The following is a 17,843-nucleotide window of genomic DNA, read 5'->3' as shown; positions in this document are numbered from 1 at the left end:
ATATACGCAGCCGTTGAGGGGCCATAGCTCAGCTGGGAGAGCGCAACACTGGCAGTGTTGAGGTCGGCGGTTCGATCCCGCCTGGCTCCACCAAGTTTTAGTCCCCTTCGTCTAGTGGCCTAGGACTCCGCCCTTTCACGGCGGCAACAGGGGTTCGAACCCCCTAGGGGACGCCAATACAGTTAGCTGGTTTAGTCCACCGGTTAACGATCAAAAAAACCGCCTTCGGGCGGTTTTTTTGTGCCTGCATAAAAGCATCGGGGATTAACGCTGGGCAATCGACCCCTTGCCAACGCCCTCGTAGGCTTTGACGAGAATGTCATCACCCGGGAACTCGTCCTTAAGACGATCGGCAATGTGGGCCGCGATCAACTCGACGGTTGTGTCGGAATTGAGCATGTAGACGCGTTTTTCTGGCAGGGTCAGAGAAAACTCGCCCTGATTGGCTTCGTATTCGAAGTGGACATAGGCGGTACCATCATCGGATACCCAGCGACGGGCGACATCGTCTTCGGAACCCACGTAGATGTCTTCCCAGAGCTTTGCCCACTTGTGCTCGAGGTCACGGTCCCTGTGGCCGGCGCGGTCGATCCGGATGGGGGAGCGGTGGCCGTGAGCTATTCGCTGACAGTTGCCGAGATGCTTTTTAAGGCCGTGTACGTAATGGTAATAGGCGCCTTCGATGACATCTTCACGAAGGCGAATGTCGATGTCCGTGACGTTTCCTGGAAGGACGGCCCGCAATTCCTGCTGAAGCAGAGCCGAGACTGCAGAGGGGAGAACGCGTTCTGAAGACAGCCACACGACCGCCTCGTCCGGCGAACGATGTACGATCTCGGTACCGTCAGTCAGCGTCCAGTGAAACACCTGTGGGTTACTCTCGTCCCATTTCAGGCCGGAATAGCCACGAGGAATGACCAGGCGGTGGTCAACCCGCTCGTCAATCACGCGTTTGATGGTGCGTTTTACGTTGCTGAAATCAAACACCATCCCTTGTTCGTCCAACTCGCCGCCCAGGACGACGTCCACGATCCAGCTTTCACCAACCAGCCCCCGGGCAGGGTCCAGGTAGGCGAAATCAATCACCGTGAGATTGTCTACGAAGAGATGGTTCATCAAGCGAGTCCACGGGGTGTATTGGGAGTGGGTTGTATGTTGGCAGGATTCTAGCAAAAATCCGGAGTCGCTAGCAGCCTCGTGCTTCCAGCTCTAATCTGCCAATCATTCAGGAAACAGCATGCAACAGTTTGACCGACACAACCATGAGGCGTTTCCCGTACTGATACTGGCTGCCGGCGCGTCTCGCAGAATGGGGCGGCACAAGGCCTTGCTGTCATTCGATGGGGAAACCCTGCTGGACCGCGCCATTGCGCAGGGCAAAAGACTCGGTTCCAACGTCACCGTCGTGACCGGTAGTGGCTACCCGCTGATCCGCTATCGTTGCCGCAGGATGGCGTCGTCCTGGTGCCATGCGGAAAACTGGTACGAGGGTATGTCGGCGTCTCTGCAGGCTGGGCTGATGTCCCTGGGGCCAAGGGCTTTGGGCGCGTTCGTGTTGCTGTTGGATCAACCCTTGATTGAAAGCGACGATCTGCATCACCTGGCCATTGCGGCCCGCCAGACACCGTCAGTGCCACTGGCAGCGGATATTCATGGTAAACCAGCTGCGCCGGCCTACCTGCCGCGCGCGCTTTGGCCGGAGGTGATGATGTTGAGCGGGGATCGAGGGGCATCTTCCGTGCTGGCAAGGCACGAGGCCATCAGGCTGCCAATTGTCGGCGCCTTTGATGACGTGGATACCCATGCCGATTGGCTGCGGGTGTCCCGTCAGTTTCGCGAGCGATTTGCCGTCGCTGGAGGTTCGGGAAACTGATAATTGTCGAGCCAATTCTGCAATTCGTGGAGGGGGAGCGGGTGACAAAGCCAAAACCCCTGCAGTTTGTCACAGCCAAGCGTTTTCAATAACTCGGTTGTTTCTGCGTTTTCCACCCCTTCTGCGACAACCGTATAGTCCAGCCCGTGGGCCATATTAATGGCGGTTTCAACGATCACACGGGAGCTGTCACTGGTGCAGATATCCATAACCAGGGAGCGATCCAGTTTCAGTTCCTTGGCCGGAAGTTTTTTCAGATAAGACAACGATGAATATCCGCTGCCAAAATCGTCAATGGATATATTTAATCCGTTGTCAGACAGATGCTTGAGTGCAATTAGGCCTCTGGCTGGGTCTTCCATGGCTGCGGTTTCAGTCAATTCCAATGTAAAGCGGCTCGCAGGAATCCCATGGCGTTGCAGAGTCTCGTTGATCTCGTGCTTGAGGTTTACGGATGAGAGATCCCGGGCTGAAATGTTGATCGACAGGTTCAGGCTTGGGTGGCGACTGCTCAGCGACGACAGGTCCTTCAAACCGCGTTCAACGGCCCAGCGTGTCAAGTGCATGATAACACCCGTTTCTTCCGCCAGCGGCACAAAGTCTCCGGGGGGCACCCAGCCCCGAACCGGGTGGTACCAGCGAATCAACCCCTCGACACCAAGCACTTTGCCGCTCCTCAGACAGATTTTTGGCTGGTAGTACAATTCGGTCAGGTTCTGGTTCAGGGCCTCACGAAGGTCTGACATCAAGGTCAGCCGACTTTCGTTGTAGATGTCGTACTGTGAGGAGTAAACCCCTGTTTCGTATCTGCTGTGGGGCGCGATCTCCATCCCGACATGGGCATTGCGAATCAGCAGGGCGGCGTTGTCACCATGCGTGGGGTAAAAGGCGGCCCCGAATCTGGGGTGAAGTTCGATGGCCAGATTCCCCATCATCACCGGTTCTGCCAGAGAACGTAGGGATTGGTTGAGTCCCTCGTAATCGTCGTTTACGAAACGTGAGTTCAGCAACAACCCGAAGCAGTCTCCTGAAATCTGATAGACGCGTTCCTCGCGGCCCTGATCATCCCGTGACACGTGGACGCTTGGTAGGCGCGATGCCAGCTCGGTCATGTGCTGTGCAATTCTCTGGATCAGTTTTTCGCTGCGGTTCAAGCCAAGAGTGCGGTTGATTTCTCCCAGGCGAGTAATCCTGGCCACACCGACGAAATAGCTGCCTTCAGGATCCACGCTCAGTTGCCGGTTAACCATCCTCTCGAATCGGTTACGGTTCGGCAGGCCAGTGACTGGGTCGTGGGTCATGGCTTCTGTCAGCCGGTTCTGCGCTTCATTACGGGCCTTCTCAATTCTGAGGCTGTCTGCCTGGGCAGCGATCTTCTCTTCACGCTCCCGGTAGAGCCGGTCTGCCAGCGCCAGTGTCAGGATGAAAGCTTCCAGACCCGAGCCAATCTGCATCGCATGTTCCGTCACGAAGTTTTCCGGAAAGAAGCCCAGAGCACGGCCAGCCGTTGCCAGTACGCCGACAGTCAGTGGTGTCCAGGCAAGCGTGAAAAAGGCGCCAGCGCGGACGCCTGCAGCCCAGGTAATCGGGCCCGCCACGAAGAGCAGTGAAAAGAAGAATAAGGCTGATACGGAAGACAGCAATACCGCGGCGTTGTAGCTCAACGTCAGGGCACAGGCGAAGTTGAATACTTCGAAGACGATCATGGCACGAATGGCAATGTCGAGCTTCGGACTGTGGCTGGGTATTCTCAAAAATCGTCGACAGAACAGAACCGAGAACAGGGCCAGCAATGGCATGGAAACCAGCAGTGCGCGGGCATGCAGCCAGGGCGATTCCGGATAAATCAGCTGAAAGCTGTAGCCTTTTGCCGAGGCAAAAAAGAGAAGATAGCCACTGATCGCCAGTGCGTAATAGAGATAAAGACGTTCCCGCAGTGTCAAAAAGACAGCCAGATTGATCAGGATGATCACGGTCAGGCTGCCGTAGTAGAAAAAATGCAGTTTCTGTTCGTTAGACGCCGCACCGAAGAACTTGTTCTCCCGCCAGATCCGAAGCGGAATAATCATCGATCCTGCGGTTTTAACCCGCACATAAACCGTCTTGTTCTGCTCCGGCGACAGATGAAAACGAAGGAGCATGTGAGGGTGATCGACCTCTCTGGGGTAGAAGGGAAAAGCATCGCCCGTCCGGACCGTCTTTTCCTTTTCACCGCCAGAGAACATGTGATACGTGACATCATCAAGCTGGGAGTAGGCCAATTCAGCAATCAGATTCAGGCGGTCGTCGCTTTGGTTATTGATGGTGAATCTGAGCCAGTAGGCTGATTTTGTAATTCCCAGAGTGGCGTTTCCGTCCGTAGCCAGCTGCCACTGGTTGTCAGGCCTGCTCCGAATATCCTCAATGTCTAAATTGGCGTCCGGGTCCTCAAGGTACTCGAAATGCGGCTGAATCGGGCTGTTCGGCTCGATAACAATGGGCTCGACGCCACTACTGTGTGCCCCAAAAGACAGGCCAAGCAGTAGGACAGCTCCGACAATTTGCAGAAACAATGCTGTTCTCACTGTTTGCTGACCATTTGTGGTTGGTTTCAGGTTGGTACTGTTGCAGATCAACCGCACTTATTATTCTTTTGATGACTCTACAATATTCCGGTTGAAGGCAAAGGTTAATTAGATCGTGTGTTGTTAGTGTAGTTAATTGTGACAGGGATGACGCAAAACGCCCCGAAAGGCAGAACATTGCCTGACGGGGCGTTGCGAGGATGGTTTTTTTACCTCGGCTGCGATCAGCCAAACAGGCCAGAAATGAAAGCGATGCCTACAGCGAATACCCCAAGACTGGCCGCAAGGCCGATAGTGTAGATGCGTGACGTTGCCGAACGCTGCTGGGAGATGAAAAGGTCGATGGTGCGCTGAGCAATATCTTCAGCCGTTTCCCGCGAAATCTCATGTGCTTGCTGAATCGCTTCAGACTGAAGGGTCTGCCAGAACTCTGTGTCGATGGTTTGAACGCTGGTGATGTGGTCTTTCAGTTCAGACATGTTTTCAGCGGTAAAGCCGTTGTTTTTTGAGAGTTCCTTGCGAACCTGGGTGAGCTCCTGTACCAGGTTAAGATTGACTTCCGCGGCCACATCATCCCGAAGGTTGGCGGTTCGGCTTTCAACCATCTCGGTAACCGCGTTCAGGCGCTCTTCTATTACCGCTTCCTGTTTGCGACTGGATTCATCCAGCACCCGCTTGAGGTGGTCAAACTGCTCGTCAAACAGCGAACTCAGCAGTTCGTGCAAACGGTTGTTGATGTGTGTTTTCACCGCAGATCTGGCGATCTGTTCAATCAGGTCACTGGTCAGAGGAACAACCTGAGGTTGGTTTTCCTGCGATGAGGTCTTCGAATCGCCTTCGGTTTTGGGAGAAAGCTCCAGGGATGCGTCCTCCGGAATATCGAGGGGCTCCTCGTCGCTTGCCTCCTCAGCAAAGTCGAGTGCGGGCGGTTCTGGCAGCGTACCACCGGAAACGTCGGAATCGAGCTGTTCCAGAACAGAGCTCAGCCCATCGACCTGAGGTGGTTTGGTGAGGATGTTGTATACGCCGAAATTCCTGGCCTCCTCGGTGAAGGACTGGGACTTTTTAGAGGTGCACATGATGATGGGAATACCCGCAGTTTCCGGATTTCCTTTAATGGCCTTGGTGGCTTCAACGCCATTCATGCCAGGCATCAGGTGGTCCATGAAAATGACGTCGGGCCGGTCATTGGAGCTGAGGAAATCCAGCGCCTCTTCTGCTGAACCCGCCATATTCACTTCCATGTCACGGCTTTCGAGCAGCTTGCTTAATGCAAACCGGGCGACTTTAGAATCATCCACCAGAAGCGCGTTTTTAATCGTCATGTTACAACCTCAACCTAAACAGCTTGCGTGTTCGTTATCGGACACAGTCCGCAGGCTTACCAGCCTTCCAATTTCGGGCATTGGGTAGCCCGATAGCTCTTGTCCCGATAACAGACACCGGGTTCCGTGGTACGGGCTGTGAATACTTCGCCCGCCGCAGTCGTCAGGCGTACCTTTCCATAGGGTTCGCCGTAACGGAAGGTTGCCTGGATCGAGCTGCCATTCGGATTACTCAGCAGGCCTTTGCCATGGAACGAACCTTCTATGTACTGCCCCTCGTACTGTTTGCCATCAGCAAACACTTCCTTGCCTTTGCCGTGGAATTCGCCATTCGAGAATTCACCCTCATAAAGTCTGCCGTCAGGGTAGGTCAGGGTGCCTTCGCCATGGAATTCGTCATTGCGGAATCCGCCAACATAGAGCATGCCGTCTGATGTTGTTAGTGAGCCATGCCCATTCAGTTTACCTTCTGCCCACTGCCCTGTCAGGATATCGCCATTGGCCATGGTTAGCGTGCCTTGACCAGAGAATTGATCATTGCGGAACTGGCCGGTGTAGCGGGTGCTGTCGGCGCTGCGCCAGGTACCTTCCCCGTGACGCTGCCCAGACTGCCAGTCACCTTCATACTTGCTTCCATCGGGGTACCAGGCGGTACCTTCACCGTGGAATTTGCCGTCCACGAAGTGGCCTTCGTAGCGCAGGCCTTTGCTGTTTTCCAAGGTTCCATCACCGGTTTTTACGCCTCCAATCCAGGTGCCGTCGCGGTAATTAACCCGGGTGTAGGCCTCAAGCCGGCCTACCAGCGTTGTTTCGTCGCCAGCGCTCAGCGTTATCGTTTTTTGCCAGGGCTGATAGCCATTCTTGCGAATGACAACGTCATACTTGCCAGGGTCCAACTCCAGATCCAGCCGGGTCGCGCCATAGTTCTTGCCATTGATAGACACCTGGTCACCCACAACGTTGGAGCGTAGTACCAGCAGCCCCGTTTTGGGCGGTGCCGGCTCCGGTTTCACCGGCTCAGGCGGCTTGGCCGCTGGTTTGGGGAGCGATGGTTCTGGTGTTGCGTCAGACAGAGTTGGTGCCATGGCGGCCACGGGCTCGGCTTTGGCCAGCAGTTGGGAATCGTCAGGCATGCTGTCAATGGCGAAGGGTTTGGCTTCAACCCTGGTTGACTTCTCGGAGCCCGCCGACGCGCTGCCTGTTGCCACTGGCGTGTCTGAGACCGAATCGGTCGGCTTGCCAGCAGAGGGCGGTTCTTCGTCGAGGAACACGCTGTCGTTTGTCTGGTGAGTGTCTTCATTGGCCTGCGCCACAGCATCGCTCAGGTCTGGTTCCTGCTGTTGGGCCACATCGGGAGCTTTGCTGATGTCTTCCCGGACCGACGCAAACCCGGCCGTAACCAACAGCATCAGGGCAAGGGCGTTGATAAACAGGAGCGGTCTGATATCGACCATGGGCAACCTCTCAGTGCTTTCCGCTTTCCACAATGCACCCGTCAAAGCAGGGCGCATGACTACAGAATGTTCTTTATCTTACCGAGTCGGGGGGCGCTTATGTAACAGAAAGTCACTGAACTTAACGAGAATGCAGGACAAATCACACTTTGTCCGGAAGCTGATCATGGTTGAGCTGCTCCCAGGATCGCATGTAAACGTCTGCTTCGTATTCATAAGGGGACTTGAATGGTGTAAGAACGAAATCAAACACCAGGAAGAAGAAGCCAATCGATGCCCAGGCAATTGCCATGGTGCTCATTGCTGTGGCTTGTTCTTCCGGATTGGATTGGACGAAATCTTGCAGAATAGGAATCAGGTCGGTTGCCATCACCACGGGGTTGAAGCTTGAAAGCACCAGTGGCAGCCAAAACGCGATGAAGACGGGGAAAAATCCAAAAGACCAGAGAATACGTCTTAATAGATAGATACCAACGGCACGCCAGAAGCGCTGGCGAACTTCCGGTACTTTACGGATTTTCTCAAGGTAGCGGCGTCTCTCTGCCCAATACGCTGCCACTTCGGGTGCTTGCATCTTGCTGTGGTCACCGGGATTTGGAGGGGCTGACACGTTGGAATTGGTCATTGATTCTCGCGCTACCTTGTCGCTTCACGTTCGTGCATGATAATGGAAACTACGTGTTACCCTACAAATCCTTTTTGATGAAAGACAGGATAGTTTTAAATGGCTGTAGTTAGCGAGAGTATGGGTAGTATTGATAGCACAGTCCATCCGGCCTTTGAGCAACTCCGAAGCCATCGGATCGACACTCTGAATGTGACGGTAGAAGAATACCGCCACAAAAAAACCGGTGCCCGTCACTTACATCTCGCGGCTGATAACGACGAGAACGTGTTTTTCGTGGCGCTGCGAACGTTTCCCATGGACTCGACAGGCGTGGCTCACATCCTGGAGCATACGGCGCTCTGTGGTAGTGAGCGTTTTCCGGTTCGTGATCCGTTCTTCATGATGATTCGCCGTTCGCTCAACACCTTTATGAATGCGTTCACCAGCAGTGATTGGACGGCTTATCCGTTTGCCAGCATGAATCGCAAGGACTTTGACAACCTGCTGACGGTGTATCTGGATTCCGTGTTTTTCTCATCACTGGATCCGCTGGACTTTGCCCAGGAAGGTCATCGCCTGGAATTTGATACACCGAACGATCCGTCGACCGATCTGGTGTATCGCGGCGTGGTTTACAACGAAATGAAAGGCGCAATGAGCTCGCCGACCTCTCAGTTGTGGCAGAACCTGTCGAGCCATCTTTTCCCGACAACCACTTATCACTACAACAGTGGTGGCGAGCCGGACCATATAGTGGATCTAAGCTACGAAGATCTACTGGACTTCTATAAGCGTCACTATCACCCCAGCAATGCGACCTTTGCCACTTATGGCAATATTCCCGCCCATGAACACCATGAGCGTTTTGAAGAGCTGGCGTTGAAACGTTTTGACCGGCTGGACATTGATCTGCCGGTGCACGATGAAAAGCGCCTGTTCTCTCCGGTTCGGGTGGAACAGGGGTATGCGGTCAGCGACAGCGAAGAAACCGCCAACAAGACGCACATTGTGGTGGGATGGCTGCTGGGCCACAGTTTTGATCTCCAGGAGAACCTGGAAGGTCAATTGCTTGCCAGTGTCCTGCTGGAAAACAGCGCCTCACCACTAATGCGGGCGCTGGAGACGACAGATATCGGTCATGCCCCGTCACCGATGTGCGGCATTGAAGATTCCAACCGTGAAATGACCTTCGTTTGCGGCATTGAGGGCTCCGAACCCGAGCAACAGGCTGCGCTTGAGGCTTTGATTGAAGAGACTCTGGCCAAGGTTGTTCAGGATGGCGTGAGTGAGGAGCGCCTGGAAGCCATACTGCATCAGCTGGAACTGCATCAGCGCGAAATCGCCGGAGACCAGTTCCCTTATGGCCTGCAGCTCATAATGAGTGCAATTTCACCGATGATTCATGGTGGCGATCCGGTCGAACTGCTGGATCTGGAACCCGTATTGAAAACCATGCGTGAACGGATCCGCGACCCGCAGTACGTGCCGGACCTGATCCGCCGCAAGCTTCTGGAGAACCCGCATCGGGTCACCTTGACCCTGCGTCCGGATGACCAATTGGAGCATCGCCGCCAGGAGGCCATTCGACAGGCACTGGCGGAGCGAAGGGCCACGCTGACGGATCAGGAAGTTCAGGAAATCATTGAACGTGCTCAGGCGCTGGAAGAGCGTCAGACCCGCAAAGACGATGATTCCATTCTGCCCAAGGTCGACCTCAGTGACGTGCCGTTGCAATTGCCAGAACCTGAAGGCCGTTACGATGGTGAATCCGGCGCATTCCTGTATGCCCGGGGAACCAACGGTCTGGTGTATGAGCAGATTGTGGTGCCGGTTCCGAACCTGAGTGCCGACGAGCTGGTGCTGCTGCCTTACTACACCACTCTGATTCCGGAAGTGGGCTGTGGGGATCTTGATTACCTCAGCATGCAGGATCGGATCTCCGCCGAATCTGGCGGCATCAGCGTATCCTTCTCCGCTAAAGGGAAGATTGATGACGTTCATGAACTGAGTGGTTACCTCATCTTCAACGGTAAGGCGCTTTCGCGGAACCGCGCGGCGCTGACTCGGCTTTTGGGCGATGTCTTCAAGGGTGCGCGATTTGACGAGCATGAGCGCATTCGCGAGCTGGTCGCACAGATTCGCGCGCGCCGAGAGCAGGCGGTGACCGGCAGTGGCCATGGACTGGCGATGGGGGCTGCATCGCAAGGTATCAGCCCCGGGGCCTGGTTGTCTTTTCGTCTGGGTGGGCTTGAAGCCATTCGGGGATCCAAAGTACTGGACAAAGAGTTGGATGACTCGGCCAAATTGACTGACTTCTGCGATCGCCTGGCCAGCCTTCACCATAAGATTCAGCACCAGAATAACCAGTTCCTTCTGATTGCTGAAGAGGAGCATCTGGAACCCATGCTGGCGGATGTGAAGGCTTTCTGGAAAGAGTCGTCTCAGCAGAACGCCGAGGCATGGAGGCTGCATCAAAGTCCGTTCCAGGTGCAGCAGGCGTGGCTCACGTCCACCCAGGTCAATTTCTGTGCAAAAGCGTTTCCGACCGTTGCGGTGGACCACCCTGATGCCGCCGCGCTGACGGTCCTCGGTGGTTTCCTGAGAAATGGCTACCTGCACAGGGCCATTCGCGAGAAGGGAGGCGCCTACGGCGGCGGCGCGGGGCAGGACAGCGTCAATGGCACCTTCCGCTTTTTCTCCTACCGGGATCCACGACTGAGTGAAACGCTGGACGATTTTGACCAGTCTCTGAGCTGGTTGATGGACGAAGAGCATGACGCCCAGGAACTGGAGGAATCCATCCTGGGAGTGATTAGCCAGCTGGACCGGCCACGGTCACCTGCGGGTGCCGCCAGGCATGCGTTCCATAACTATCTGTTCGGCCGTACGCCTGAGCAGCGTTCGCGGTTCCGTGAGCGAGTTCTGGCGGTTACTCTGGACGATATGAGGCGTGTTGCGAGTACCTGGCTGGCGCCAGACAAAGCGAGCATCGCGGTGATCACCAGTCACGACAACCGTGAGCTGGTCCAGAATCTGGGCCTGGATATCCAGGAACTCTAGGTTCAAGTCATCGCGCGGCCTGCGGGGCTCAGCGGTTTCGCTTGAGCCCCGTGGTCACCATGATGCGAGTGGATATCTCTTCAATCGAATAAGCCGTCGTGTTCAGGTAGGGAATGCGTTCACGCCGATACATCAGTTCGATTTCTTCGATTTCCAGCATGCATTGCTTGATTGAGGAATAGCGCGAGTTCGGTCTGCGCTCATTGCGGATGGTCGCCAGCCTTTCCGGGTCAATGGTCAGGCCAAATAACTTCTGCTTATGAGGACGCAACGCTGCTGGCACGCTCTGATCGTCCAGGTCTTCTTCCGTAATCGGATAGTTGGCTGCCTTCACCCCGTACTGCAAGGCCAGATACAGGCAGGTTGGTGTCTTGCCGCTGCGAGACGCACCTACCAGAATCAAATCCGCTTCATCATAGTGTCGTGTGCGGGCTCCGTCGTCGTTGTCGAGCGCGAAATTCACCGCGTCGATGCGCCGTTCATACCGACCTGCGTTGTTGATGGCGTGGGATTTGCCAACTGAGTAGGACGAAGACGACTGCAGTTCCTGCTCCAGCGGATTCAGGAAGGTGCCGAAGATGTCCACCATAAAGCCATCGCCACCGGCAATCACGTCGCGAATGTCGCTGTTTACGATGGTGTCGAACACCAGTGGTCTGGCCCCGTCGGTCTCGGCGGCTTCGTTGATCCGCTTGACCATCTCATGGGCCTTTTCGGTGTCGTCAATATAGGGAACGGTGACCCGCTCGAAATCAATTTTCTCAAACTGTGCAAGAAGGCTGTGGCCGAGCGCTTCAGCGGTCAGGCCAGTACCGTCAGAAATGAAAAAGGCAGTGCGTCTCATGATGGTCGGTCAGGCTCCGTTTTTGGCGGGTTCCCTAGGTAATTGCCACAGGTTACAGTATCATACACGCCAAGTTCGATAGCCCGTACAGGAATCAATCAAGGGAGACTCGCTTTGGAAGATAACATCATCTGGTTTGACCACCTCGGAATGTCTGACGTGGACCGGGTAGGCGGTAAAAACGCCTCACTCGGCGAAATGATCAGTAATCTTGCCAACGCTGGTGTTACCGTCCCTGGTGGGTTTGCCACCACTGCCAATGCCTATCGGGAATTCCTCGCGAAAGATGGGCTGCGGGAAAAGATTGACAACGCGCTGGACGTTCTGGATGTCAACGACGTCAACGAGTTGGCCCGTGTTGGGTCACAGATCCGCCAGTGGATCATTGACATGCCGTTCCCGGAAGCTCTTGAAGAGCCGTTGAAGGAGGCCTACGCCAAACTGCAGGGCGGCAATGACAACATGGCGGTTGCGGTACGCTCTTCAGCTACGGCCGAGGATCTTCCGGATGCTTCCTTCGCAGGGCAACAGGAAACCTTCCTGAACGTGGTTGGCCTGGAGCAGGTGCGTACTTCCATCAAGGAAGTGTTTGCCTCCCTGTTTAACGATCGAGCCATTTCTTATCGCGTCCATCACGGCTTTGATCACAAGCAGGTGGCCCTGTCTGCTGGCATTCAGAAAATGGTGCGCAGTGAGACGGCGGCTTCCGGCGTCATGTTTACTCTGGATACGGAGTCCGGTTTTCGGGACGTGGTCTTTGTGACCGGCTCTTATGGTCTGGGCGAAACTGTGGTGCAAGGGGCGGTCAACCCCGACGAATTCTACGTTCACAAACCGACCCTGGCAGAAGGACGCCCGGCCGTACTGCGTCGCAATCTGGGTAGCAAGGCGATCAAAATGGTTTACCACACGGATCCGTCGGCCGGTCAGTATGTGGAAACCGTGAAAGTGGATCAGGACGAACGGAACAAGTTCTGTATCACCGATGCCGAAGTGGAAGAACTGGCCAAGCAGGCCATGATCATCGAAGAGCACTACCAGCGCCCGATGGACATCGAGTGGGCGAAAGATGGTGATGACGGCCGCATCTACATCGTTCAGGCGCGTCCTGAAACGGTAAAAAGTCGCGCCAGTGCCAACGTCATGGAGCGCTATCTGCTGAACGAGACGGGCAAGGTGCTGGTGGAAGGCCGCAGTATCGGCCACAAAATTGGCAGTGGCCCGGTGAAGATTATTAACAGCATCAAAGAGATGGATCGCGTGCAGGCGGGCGATGTGCTGGTTACCGATATGACCGATCCGGATTGGGAGCCGGTGATGAAACGCGCTTCCGCCATCGTGACGGATCGTGGCGGTCGCACTTGCCATGCCGCTATCATTGCCCGTGAACTGGGTATCCCGGCGGTTGTCGGTTGTGGCGATGCCACCGAACAGCTGAAAGATGGTCAGGAAGTCACTGTATCCTGTGCCGAGGGCGATACTGGCATGATCTACGAGGGCAGTCTCGATTTCGAGCTGAAAGAGAACACCGTGGATTCCATGCCGAACATCCCGTTCAAGATTATGATGAACGTCGGCAACCCGGACCGCGCCTTTGATTTCCAGGCATTGCCCAACGAGGGTGTTGGTTTGGCCAGACTGGAATTCATCATTAACCGGATGATCGGGGTACATCCTAAAGCCCTGTTGAATTTCGATGGCCTGCCCAGGGACATCCGCCAGACGGTTGAAAAACGCATCTCGGGCTACAGCTCTCCAGTGGATTTCTACGTCGACAAACTGGTGGAGGGTATTTCCACTCTGGCGGCGGCGTTCGCGCCGAAAAAAGTCATCGTGCGTTTGTCTGACTTTAAATCTAACGAATACGCCAACTTGATTGGCGGCACCCTGTACGAGCCGGACGAAGAAAACCCGATGCTCGGCTTCCGTGGCGCATCCCGCTACATCTCTGACACCTTCCGCGATTGTTTTGAGCTGGAGTGTCGCGCGCTCAAGAAGGTACGAAACGAGATGGGCCTCACTAACGTCGAGGTGATGGTGCCTTTTGTTCGCACGGTGGGCGAAGCGGAGCAGGTGGTCAATCTGTTGGCAGAAAACGGCCTGAAGCGTGGTGACAACGGGCTAAGGGTTATCATGATGTGCGAACTGCCAGCCAACGCGCTTCTGGCCGATCAGTTCCTTGAGCACTTTGACGGTTTCTCCATCGGATCAAACGATCTGACTCAGCTTACACTGGGCCTGGATCGGGATTCCGGTATTATTGCGCACCTGTTTGATGAGCGTAACGAAGCCGTTAAATTGTTGCTGGCAAGCGCTATTCAGGCGTGCCGTAAAGCGAACAAGTACATTGGTATCTGTGGTCAGGGACCGTCAGATCATCCGGACCTGGCGAAATGGCTGATGGATCAGGGCATCGATTCAGTGTCTTTGAACCCCGACTCGGTGCTTGATACCTGGTTCTTCCTGGCCGACGAGAAAATCGACTGACATTCTGACCATTTAGCTTAAGAGGAGAGCGCTAACGTGCCTATCGTAACTCCCGATCTGTGTGACGACTATCCGGAAATCCAGGCCGTAGAGCCGGGGTTCCGCAATTTTGGCGGCGTGGATAATTTCGGTGGAGAAATTGTCACCGTTAAATGCTTCGAGGATAACTCGGTTGTCAAGGAACAGGTTGCTCTGCCGGGAAACGGCAAAGTCATGGTCGTCGATGGCGGTGGTTCAAAGCGCGCAGCCTTGCTGGGCGATATGTTAGCCGAAAAAGCCGTAAGCAACGGCTGGGCGGGACTGATTATTTATGGCTGCATCCGCGATGTGGACGTGATTGGCAAGACTGAACTCGGGGTTCAGGCTCTGGGCACACACCCCAGAAAAACCGAAAAGCACGGCGTTGGACAACTGAACGTTCCTGTCACTTTCGGTGGCGTGACTTTCCATCCGGGGCACTTCGTGTACGCCGATAACAATGGCATCGTGGTGTCTGAAAAGCCCCTGAAGACTGACTGATCAGGGGCTCGAGAGCCTAGCGTTTTACTTTGACTATCTCGGCACCCACCAGGAAGCCGTCTGACTCAGGTTCGCACCTCAGAACCCGGCAGACGGTTTCAAAGGGTGGAAACTGGTCGTTGCTGGACGGTAGAAGCGTATGGATCTCGTCACCTTCCGCAAATTCACGCTCAACAAAGAGCTGCATGCCGGTTCCGCTTAAATCCCTACATACACCCGCCAGCGCAACCCCCTGACTGTCTGTCAGCTCGATTTCAGAGTTCATTCTCATACGGTGAAAATCGCGTTTCTCTGAATAGTCTTTCATGGTCACAGACATCACTTTTTCTCCTGCTTGTTGTTTCACTATTTATAAAGTGTCTGGATAAAACCGTCAAAGAATTCATCGGAATAAAAACGCAGAAAACCCTTATATTTAGTATTGAGTCTCAAAAATAACACAATATGTGGGGTTTTCAGGGGGAGAGGGAGGTGCGGCCGCCCGAGGGGGCGGCGGTCAGGTTTTCTTGTCAGGGCCGGCTTGTCAGACCCAGTTATCTGTTTTCCGCGTTGGCTTAAGCGCTGGAACGATGAGCGCCAGAATAACGCCGCTGAACACGAGGCCTGCGCCAATCAACATGAAATCGGAGTCTTTGTTTGCTTCGAGGCGCTCTTTTTCGGCGGTCAGGACTTCCAGATCATTTTTCAGCTTCTGGTTTTCGTTCCTGAGTTCTTCATTGCGTCGGTTCAGGTTCAGTGAATCGGCCGCCACGGTTTTGATTTCCTGGAGTTCCTGACTCAGTCGCCCGGCCCTCGCTTCCAGTCTTTCCTCGGAACTGCTCAGGGTATCGCGCTCTTCAGTGACTTCCGCCAATTGAGATTGCAAAGACGATACTGTTTCCTTCATCTGCTCGAGCTGTCGGTTGGCACTTTCGAGCCGCTGCCGGGCGATCGGCGTCTCTGTCAGATAACGGGAAACCATCCAGCCTTCAATGCCATCGGGTGTTCTTACCCTGGAGTAACCGGATTCAGAGCGCTCAATCAACTCCAGCGGGGTGCCGCTGCGAACGCCGGAATGAAGAATTCGGTACTGGGTTCCCTGGCCGCTTCGAATCGGAGCGTAAAGATTATCGTCCACGTAGACGGTCTCAGCCCAGGCGACAGAGGCATTCAGAGTAAGAAGTAGGCAGCACAATAGTGATCGAAGTGATGGCACTGGTAGAGATCCCTGTAACAGTGTTTCGACGCGCAATTTTGTCATAGTTGCCTTTTCATACAAGGCCGGGTTCATTAAAAAACCCTCATCCATGGCGAGTTTTTGCCAGTTGCTGCTCAGGGTAGTACCGCCTTGAATGGCTTTACCACCACATTGCTGTAAACGCCGGCCTCAACGTAGGGGTCTGAATCGGCCCAGGTTTTGGCGGCTTCCAGAGAATCGAATTCGGCAATCACAAGGCTGCCAGTGAAACCGGCATCACCGGGTTCCGGCGTGTCCAGCGCGGGGTGGGGGCCGGCAACCAGAAGGCGTCCTTCGTCTTTGAGGACGTTCAGTCTGTCGATGTGGGCAGGTCGCGCCTTGGCCCGCAGTGGCAGGCTTTCTTCAACGTCCTGACTGATGATTGCGTAATACATTCAGTTCTCCGTGTATGGCGTTCGTGTGGGTCAGTTGCGGCTGTTACACTGAGCACCCATTGACTGACTGTCCGGAATTTTTGTGACTATAACCCAAGACGCTTCATTCTGCATCGACTTGCATTGCCACAGTACGGCATCAGACGGCGCTCTGTCGCCGGAGGATCTGATTAGTCGTGCGGCCGAGCAGGGCGTAACCCACCTCGCCCTGACGGATCATGACACCATTGTCGGTCTGTCAGAGGCCCGAGCAGCGGCAGAACGCTCTGGGATGTCCCTGATTCCGGGAACCGAGCTTTCGTGCGTTTGGCGCAGCCATACCATCCACATCGTCGGGCTGGATTTTGATCCTCGCTCTGAGACTTTTCTGAAGGCCATGGAAACACAACACGCCAATCGGTGGGGCAGGGCTCGGGCCATTGCCGACAAACTGAGCAAAGTCGGTGTGGACGATCTGCTGGACAAGGCAACGACGGCAGCCAATGGCGACGTCCCCGGTCGCCCTCATTTCGCCAGAGTTCTGGTCAATGAAGGTGTGGTGAAGGACATCAATCAGGCGTTCAAGCGGTACCTGGGGCAGGGAAAGCCTGGCGACGTTAAGGCATTTTGGCCAGAGCTGGAGGATATTGTTCAGTGGATTGTCGATGCGGGTGGGATTGCCGTGCTAGCGCACCCCCGGAAGTACAAATTAACGGCGACGAAGCTAAGGGCTCTGGTGTCAGATTTCAAGCGCGCAGGTGGGAGGGCAATGGAAGTGTCTACGTCAGGCCAGTCGAGTGGTGACCTGGGGTTTTTAGCTGAACTGTGTCGTCGTGAGGAGCTGCTTGCTTCTCAGGGTAGCGACTTTCATTTCCCCGGTTCCCCCTGGTGTGAGTTGGGCCGCATTATGAAAATGCCAGACGGCGTTGAACCCGTCTGGCATCATTTCAAACAACCGGTTGGTTTGCCCGAGCGCGCCTAGTCCGGCGCGTGGAACAAGAGGTAGAGATCGGTCAGTGAATCCGGGATAGCATCGGACATTTGACGCGACAGCTTCTCGTCTTTTCGGACTTTCTGGAAATCCTCGTCCTCGAAAAGGCCGGACAGAGTCAGCATTGGCACCAATAGATCTGCTGTCTCTTTCTCATCCTCTTCGAGCCAGGAATCCTCATGCTCCAGAAAGGTGTCAACAAAGCCGGCGCACCAGTTCTCCAGGGCATTCATTGGATCGCCGTCTTCCGGCTCTGGAAGCTCAAGCGATTGTCCCATGTCCAGAGCCTGAGCCATATCCCGAGCCAATTTCTCCACCGCCTGACTGAACGCTTTGGGAACGTCAGTGTTCGCAGACGCTTCAGCACCCGTGGCCATCGCAAAGATGTCGTCAGCGCTCATGGCTACCGGGCCTACCACGCTGGCGCAAACAATCCCGTGCAAACCGAAAAAGTCGACCGCTTCGTCGCCCCACGGCTCTGCGAACAGGATGTCTTCGAGAGCTTCTATCTCCGAATTGGATAGCATCA

Annotated in this window: 15 protein-coding genes and 2 tRNA genes; 7 read left to right on the top strand and 10 right to left on the bottom strand. The window is 55.0% G+C overall.

The features are described 5' to 3' along the window. Window positions 1–17: 17 nt before the first annotated feature. Both QLQ17_RS11350 and QLQ17_RS11345 read left to right on the top strand, forming a co-directional pair. A tRNA-Ala gene (locus QLQ17_RS11350) sits at window positions 18–93 on the top strand. 7 nt (window positions 94–100) lie between these two features. Continuing rightward, window positions 101–176, top strand: a tRNA-Glu gene (locus tag QLQ17_RS11345). Between the two features lie 88 nt (window positions 177–264). Here the strand turns inward: QLQ17_RS11345 and QLQ17_RS11340 are convergent. After that, a complete protein-coding gene (locus QLQ17_RS11340) occupies window positions 265–1,116 on the bottom strand; it encodes a 6-pyruvoyl trahydropterin synthase family protein (RefSeq protein ID WP_283209686.1) in 852 nt (283 codons plus the stop codon). Window positions 1,117–1,237: 121 nt separating this feature from the next. Between QLQ17_RS11340 and QLQ17_RS11335 the strand changes: the two genes are divergently transcribed. Further along, on the top strand, window positions 1,238–1,873 hold the full coding sequence (locus QLQ17_RS11335) for a nucleotidyltransferase family protein (RefSeq protein ID WP_283209685.1): 636 nt from the start codon (window positions 1,238–1,240) through the stop codon (window positions 1,871–1,873). On the opposite strand, the gene QLQ17_RS11330 is transcribed toward QLQ17_RS11335, so the two are convergent. From QLQ17_RS11330 to QLQ17_RS11315, 4 genes are all read right to left on the bottom strand, one after another. Beyond that, entirely contained in the window at window positions 1,828–4,437 is a 2,610-nt protein-coding gene (locus QLQ17_RS11330; protein ID WP_283209684.1) for an EAL domain-containing protein, read from the bottom strand. The two genes, QLQ17_RS11335 and QLQ17_RS11330, sit on opposite strands and share 46 nt — an antisense overlap. Window positions 4,438–4,661: 224 nt before the next feature. After that, complete coding sequence (locus QLQ17_RS11325; protein WP_283209683.1) at window positions 4,662–5,762, bottom strand: response regulator; 1,101 nt, start codon at window positions 5,760–5,762, stop codon at window positions 4,662–4,664. A 56-nt stretch (window positions 5,763–5,818) separates the two neighbouring features. Then, complete coding sequence (locus QLQ17_RS11320) at window positions 5,819–7,216, bottom strand: MORN repeat-containing protein (RefSeq protein ID WP_283209682.1); 1,398 nt, start codon at window positions 7,214–7,216, stop codon at window positions 5,819–5,821. A gap of 142 nt (window positions 7,217–7,358) precedes the next feature. Beyond that, on the bottom strand, window positions 7,359–7,841 hold the full coding sequence (locus QLQ17_RS11315; protein WP_283209681.1) for a hypothetical protein: 483 nt from the start codon (window positions 7,839–7,841) through the stop codon (window positions 7,359–7,361). 99 nt (window positions 7,842–7,940) lie between these two features. On the opposite strand from QLQ17_RS11315, the gene QLQ17_RS11310 reads away from it, so the two are divergent. Then, complete coding sequence (locus QLQ17_RS11310) at window positions 7,941–10,883, top strand: insulinase family protein (protein WP_283209680.1); 2,943 nt, start codon at window positions 7,941–7,943, stop codon at window positions 10,881–10,883. 28 nt (window positions 10,884–10,911) lie between these two features. Here the strand turns inward: QLQ17_RS11310 and ppsR are convergent, their stop codons facing one another. Then, complete coding sequence (gene ppsR, locus QLQ17_RS11305) at window positions 10,912–11,727, bottom strand: posphoenolpyruvate synthetase regulatory kinase/phosphorylase PpsR (RefSeq protein ID WP_283209679.1); 816 nt, start codon at window positions 11,725–11,727, stop codon at window positions 10,912–10,914. A gap of 114 nt (window positions 11,728–11,841) precedes the next feature. Here ppsR and ppsA point away from each other — a divergent pair, with 114 nt between their 5' ends. Both ppsA and rraA read left to right on the top strand, forming a co-directional pair. Beyond that, entirely contained in the window at window positions 11,842–14,214 is a 2,373-nt protein-coding gene (ppsA, locus tag QLQ17_RS11300; RefSeq protein ID WP_283209678.1) for a phosphoenolpyruvate synthase, read from the top strand. Window positions 14,215–14,250: 36 nt separating this feature from the next. Next, complete coding sequence (rraA, locus tag QLQ17_RS11295) at window positions 14,251–14,733, top strand: ribonuclease E activity regulator RraA (protein WP_283209677.1); 483 nt, start codon at window positions 14,251–14,253, stop codon at window positions 14,731–14,733. A gap of 16 nt (window positions 14,734–14,749) precedes the next feature. Here rraA and QLQ17_RS11290 read toward each other — a convergent pair whose 3' ends face one another. From QLQ17_RS11290 to QLQ17_RS11280, 3 genes are all read right to left on the bottom strand, one after another. Next, entirely contained in the window at window positions 14,750–15,052 is a 303-nt protein-coding gene (locus QLQ17_RS11290) for a PilZ domain-containing protein (protein ID WP_283209676.1), read from the bottom strand. A 204-nt stretch (window positions 15,053–15,256) separates the two neighbouring features. Further along, complete coding sequence (locus QLQ17_RS11285; protein ID WP_283209675.1) at window positions 15,257–15,973, bottom strand: TIGR04211 family SH3 domain-containing protein; 717 nt, start codon at window positions 15,971–15,973, stop codon at window positions 15,257–15,259. Between the two features lie 71 nt (window positions 15,974–16,044). Then, window positions 16,045–16,344: a YciI family protein gene (locus QLQ17_RS11280; protein WP_283209674.1), complete on the bottom strand. Its 300-nt coding sequence runs from the start codon at window positions 16,342–16,344 to the stop codon at window positions 16,045–16,047. A gap of 82 nt (window positions 16,345–16,426) precedes the next feature. Between QLQ17_RS11280 and QLQ17_RS11275 the strand changes: the two genes are divergently transcribed. Further along, entirely contained in the window at window positions 16,427–17,305 is an 879-nt protein-coding gene (locus QLQ17_RS11275) for a PHP domain-containing protein (protein ID WP_283209673.1), read from the top strand. Here the strand turns inward: QLQ17_RS11275 and QLQ17_RS11270 are convergent. After that, a complete protein-coding gene (locus tag QLQ17_RS11270) occupies window positions 17,302–17,841 on the bottom strand; it encodes a YecA/YgfB family protein (RefSeq protein ID WP_283209672.1) in 540 nt (179 codons plus the stop codon). The genes QLQ17_RS11275 and QLQ17_RS11270 overlap by 4 nt on opposite strands. Window positions 17,842–17,843 lie beyond the last annotated feature (2 nt).

It is taken from the genome of Marinobacter sp. CHS3-4 (assembly GCF_030053415.1).
Taxonomy (GTDB): domain Bacteria; phylum Pseudomonadota; class Gammaproteobacteria; order Pseudomonadales; family Oleiphilaceae; genus Marinobacter.
Note: the sequence above shows the minus strand (reverse complement) of the source record. Positions and strands in the feature narration are given on the sequence as shown.